The 4,403-nt window shown below is 70.8% G+C and carries 4 protein-coding genes; 3 read left to right on the plus strand and 1 reads right to left on the minus strand.

The genetic code is table 11. The features are described 5' to 3' along the window. On the plus strand, positions 1-1,294 hold a 1,294-nt coding region (locus A5706_RS07750; protein ID WP_156767010.1), incomplete at its 5' end, for an ATP-binding protein. Positions 1,295-1,400: 106 nt separating this feature from the next. Here A5706_RS07750 and A5706_RS07755 read toward each other — a convergent pair. Then, entirely contained in the window at positions 1,401-3,209 is a 1,809-nt protein-coding gene (locus A5706_RS07755; RefSeq protein ID WP_082964239.1) for an MFS transporter, read from the minus strand. Positions 3,210-3,342: 133 nt separating this feature from the next. Between A5706_RS07755 and A5706_RS07760 the strand changes: the two genes are divergently transcribed. Both A5706_RS07760 and A5706_RS35190 read left to right on the plus strand, forming a co-directional pair. Further along, the gene (locus tag A5706_RS07760; RefSeq protein ID WP_068128803.1) at positions 3,343-4,110 is read left to right on the plus strand and encodes a hypothetical protein; all 768 of its coding nucleotides are present in this window, start codon (positions 3,343-3,345) and stop codon (positions 4,108-4,110) included. 152 nt (positions 4,111-4,262) lie between these two features. Continuing rightward, on the plus strand, positions 4,263-4,403 hold a 141-nt coding region (locus A5706_RS35190), incomplete at its 3' end, for a hypothetical protein (protein WP_197517780.1).

Raw genomic sequence — 4,403 nt, forward strand, 5'->3', positions numbered from 1 at the left:
CTCGATCGAGACCACCGCCACCGCCCTGGCGGCCAACCTGCCGACACTGCCGTCCACCGCCGTCATCGACGTCCTGTTGCGCCGGGCGCCGCGCACGAAAGCCCCGCTGCCGCGCACCGGCGACACCGTCGCCGACATCACCGCCGCCGCCCTCGATCTCGACTCGTCGTACCTCGCGGTGCACGGGCCGCCGGGCACCGGCAAGACGCACACCGCCGCCCGGGTGATCAAAAGCCTTGTCGCCGAACATGGCTGGCGCATCGGCGTGGTGGCGCAATCGCACGCCACGGTGGAGAACCTGTTGGGCTGCGTGATCGACGCCGGGCTGGATCCGGGCCGGGTCGCCAAGAAACCCGCCGGGCACAACGCCCCGCGCTGGCGGGAGATCGAGTCCGACGAATACCCGTCCTTCATCGCCGAGCACGACGGTTGCGTGATCGGCGGCACCGCTTGGGATTTCGCCAACGCCAACCGGGTGCCACCGGGCAGCCTGGACCTGCTGGTGGTCGACGAGGCGGGCCAGTTCTGCCTGGCCAGCACCATCGCCGTGGCGCCGGCGGCGGCCAACCTGTTGCTGCTCGGCGACCCGCAGCAGCTGCCACAGGTCAGCCAGGGAACGCATCCCGAACCGGTCGACACGTCGGCGCTGGACTGGCTGGTGGACGGCGGGCGCACGCTGCCCGACGAGCGGGGCTACTTCCTGGACCTGTCCTACCGCATGCATCCGGCGGTATGCGCCGCGGTCTCCGCGCTGTCCTACGAATGCCGGCTGCAATCGCACGCGTGCACGAAAGAGCGCCACCTCGTAGGGCAACGCCCCGGGGTGCACGTGAGTGCCGTGGAACACCAAGGCAATTCGACGGAGAGCCCCGAGGAGGCCGGCGCGATCGCCGCCCACATCCGCGGGCTGCTCGGTCGGGCGTGGACCGACGAACACGGCACCCGCCCACTGGCCGCTGACGACGTGCTGGTGCTGGCGCCCTACAACGCCCAGGTGACGCTGATCCGCCGGCGGCTCGCCGAGGTCGGGCTCGGCGCGGTCCGGGTCGGAACCGTCGACAAGTTCCAGGGCGGGCAGGCCCCGGTGGTCTTCGTGTCGATGACGGCCTCGTCGGTCGACGTGGTGCCGCGCGGGATCTCGTTCCTGCTCAACCGGAACCGGCTCAATGTCGCCATCAGCAGGGCGCAGTACGCGGCGGTGATCGTGCGCTCGCGGCTGCTCACCGAGTACCTGCCCGGCACGCCCGCCGGCCTGATCGACCTCGGCGCGTTCCTGGCGCTGACGCGCGACTAGCCCGATGGTGGCGACCCGCTGCGCCCGGCTACGCCGCGCTTGCGATCGCCACTAGCCCGATGGTGGCGACCCGCTGCGCCCGGCTACGCCGCGCTTGCGATCGCCACTAGCCCGAGTGCCGGCCGTAGCCGGCGGGGTCGTCGTCGGGATCGGGGCGGTAGCGGTGGCCCGGCGACGCCATCGGGCGAAACCGCTTCCCACCGTCGACGCGAGACCCGTTGTGCGCGAAGCCGATCGGTGCGGCCGGCACCGGCTGGCGCACCGGCACCGGCCGGGCAGGCGCCGGTGGCGCAACGTCCGGTTCACGAACCAGCCGCAGTTCGACGTACTCGTCGTCGTCATAGTCGTCGTCGACGACGTCTCCCCAGTCCGCCGGCTCGCCGCCCGCGTCCGCCGAAGGGGCGAACCCGAGCACGAACAGCGCGGCGACGACGCCGAACAACACGACGAACGCGGGCAACAGCACCGACTGCGCCATCGCGGCCGCGAACGGCTCGCGCAGGAACTCGGGCAGCTGCACGGCGGCGGCGTCCTCTGCCGAGGCCGACGGTGCGTCGGACGGCATCTCGGAACCGATCCGCCACGTCATGAACGCGGCCATGCCCGCGCTGCCGAGCACCGCCCCGAGCTGCCGAACCGAGTTGAAGACCGCCGAACCCGCGCCGGCGAGTTCGGTGGGCAGGTTGCGCGTCGCGGTCGCCGTCAGCGGCGACCACACGAACGCGCTGCCCACGCCGATGACGGCGAACGCCAGCAACAGCCGCCAAATCGGCGTCGACGGGGACATCTCGAACGACAGCCAGGTGAGCCCGACCGCCATCGTGGAGAAGCCGAACCCGAGCACCGGCCCCGGGTGGTACCTGTCGACGATCACGCCCACGAACGGCGCCAGCGCGCCGCCCACGACCGCCATCGGCGCGATCACCAGCGCCGAACGCGTCGGCGACAGCCCGCACCCGCCCTGCAAAAAGAACGGCAGCGGCAGCATCATCGCCGTCATCGCGAACGCGGTGACCGCGACCCCGGCGTTGCACAGGCCGAAGTCGCGGTCGGCGAAGACGCGCAGCGGGATCAGCGGCTCGCGGGTGTTGGCGGCCTGCCAGTACACGAACACCGACATGCACCCGACACCGGCGACGATCATCGCCCAGACCCACGGCTGCCAGTGCGCGGCCTGGCCCTCCTGCAGGCCGAAGACGATCAGGAACATGCCCAGCCCGGACAACGCGACGCCCACCAGGTCGAAGCGCTGCGCCTGGGTGGGCAGCACCGGCACCAGCCACGCGGCCAGCGCCAGCCCGGCGACGCCGATGGGGACGTTGACGAAGAAGATCCACTGCCAGCCCAGCCCGTCGACCAGCGCGCCGCCGGCCAGCGGTCCGACCAGGGTGGCCACGCCGGCGGTGGTGCCCCACACGCTGACCGCGACGCCGCGCCGCTCCGGCGGGAACACCCGGGTGATCATCGACAGCGTCTGCGGGGTCAGCACACCGGCGCCGACGCCCTGGACCACCCGGGCGGCGATCAGCATGGCGACGCTGCCCGATAGCCCACACCAGAGCGACGCGGCGGTGAACAGGCCCAGCCCGGCCAGATAGAGGTTCTTGGTGCCGTACCGGTCACCGAGCCGGCCGGCCACCAGCAGCACCACCGCGCACCCCAGCAGGTAGGCGCTGGTCACCCAGACCACGGTGGCGTACCCGGTGTGCAGGTCGATCTTGATGGTCGGGTTGGCGATGACGACGATCGTGGAGTCGACCATGATCATGAAGAAGCCGATCATCATCGCGAACAGCGCGTTCCAGGGATTCCGCGGACCCGCCGCGAGCAGGGAGTTCCAGACATTCATGAACTCGGCGCGACTCGGCCCCGCGCGCCGGTTCCCCCCCGGCGACCAAGGCGTCGCCGTGTTCATGTGGCCTAACCCCCTCGCACCGACGGCTCGAATCGTCACCCAGCCCGCATTATCCCGCGTGGGCGAATGCGCCGCTCGGCCGCGCATCGGTGAGCGCACGTTAGCCTGGAAGGACATGTGGAAGCGAGGCAGGATGCGGGCCCGACGGAACAGAGCGTCGCGCATGTCGACGCCGGAGCAGGCGGCGGGCGGCCAGGGCGGCCGGCCGAAGGCATCGGCGCGGGCATTGGCGCAGGTCATCGAGCGGAGCACCCGGATACACGGGCCCGCGGCGGAGGCCTATGTGTCGCGGCTGCGTCGCGCGCACCCGGGCGCCACCCCGGCAGAAATCGACGCCAAGCTGGAGAAGCGCTTCCTGGCGGCGCTGACGGCCAGCGGCGCCGCGGTCGGCTCGGCCGCGACGTTTCCCGGGGTCGGGACGCTGACGGCGGTGTCCGCGGGCGCCGGGGAGACGGTCTTCTTCATCGAGGCCACCGCGCTGTTCGTGCTGGCCAAGGCCGTGGTCTACAACATCCCGGCCGACCACCGCGAACGTCGCCGCGCGCTGGTCCTTTCCGTCTTGGTCGGCGACGACAGCCAACGCGCCATCGGCGAGCTGATCGGGCCGGGCCGCACCAACGGGGGTTGGCTGGCCGAGGGCATGGCGTCGCTGCCGTTGCCGACGCTGTCGCGGATGAACACCCGGATGCTCGGCTACTTCGTCAAGCGATACACGCTGCGAAAGGGCGCCCTGATGTTTGGCAAGGCGCTGCCGGTCGGCATCGGGGCGGTGGTCGGCGGCGCCGGCAACCGGATGGTGGGCAAGAAGATCGTCCACAACGCCCGCCACGCGTTCGGCTTGCCACCCTCGCGCTGGCCGAGCACGCTACGGCTGTTGCCGCCGGTCCACGAGGTCGGCTAACGGCGGCCTCACCCGGTGCCTCTCGCGGATTGCCCGCGAAAGGTTAGCCTTTATTGGGGCGAAAACGCTCCCGCACCGTCGCGGGATTTGGTTGCCGCCGATAACGCGTACAGCGCGCCTGCAGGACAAAAGAATTGAGGCGAACAGCGGCCGTGAGCAACATTTCACCATTCGGGCAAAACGAATGGCTGGTCGAGGAGATGTACCGCAAGTTCCGCGATGACCCCTCGTCGGTCGACCCGAGCTGGCACGAGTTCCTGGTCGACTACAACCCCGAGACCACCACCGAGACA

This window comes from Mycobacterium sp. E796, from assembly GCF_001672815.1.
Lineage (GTDB): Bacteria > Actinomycetota > Actinomycetes > Mycobacteriales > Mycobacteriaceae > Mycobacterium.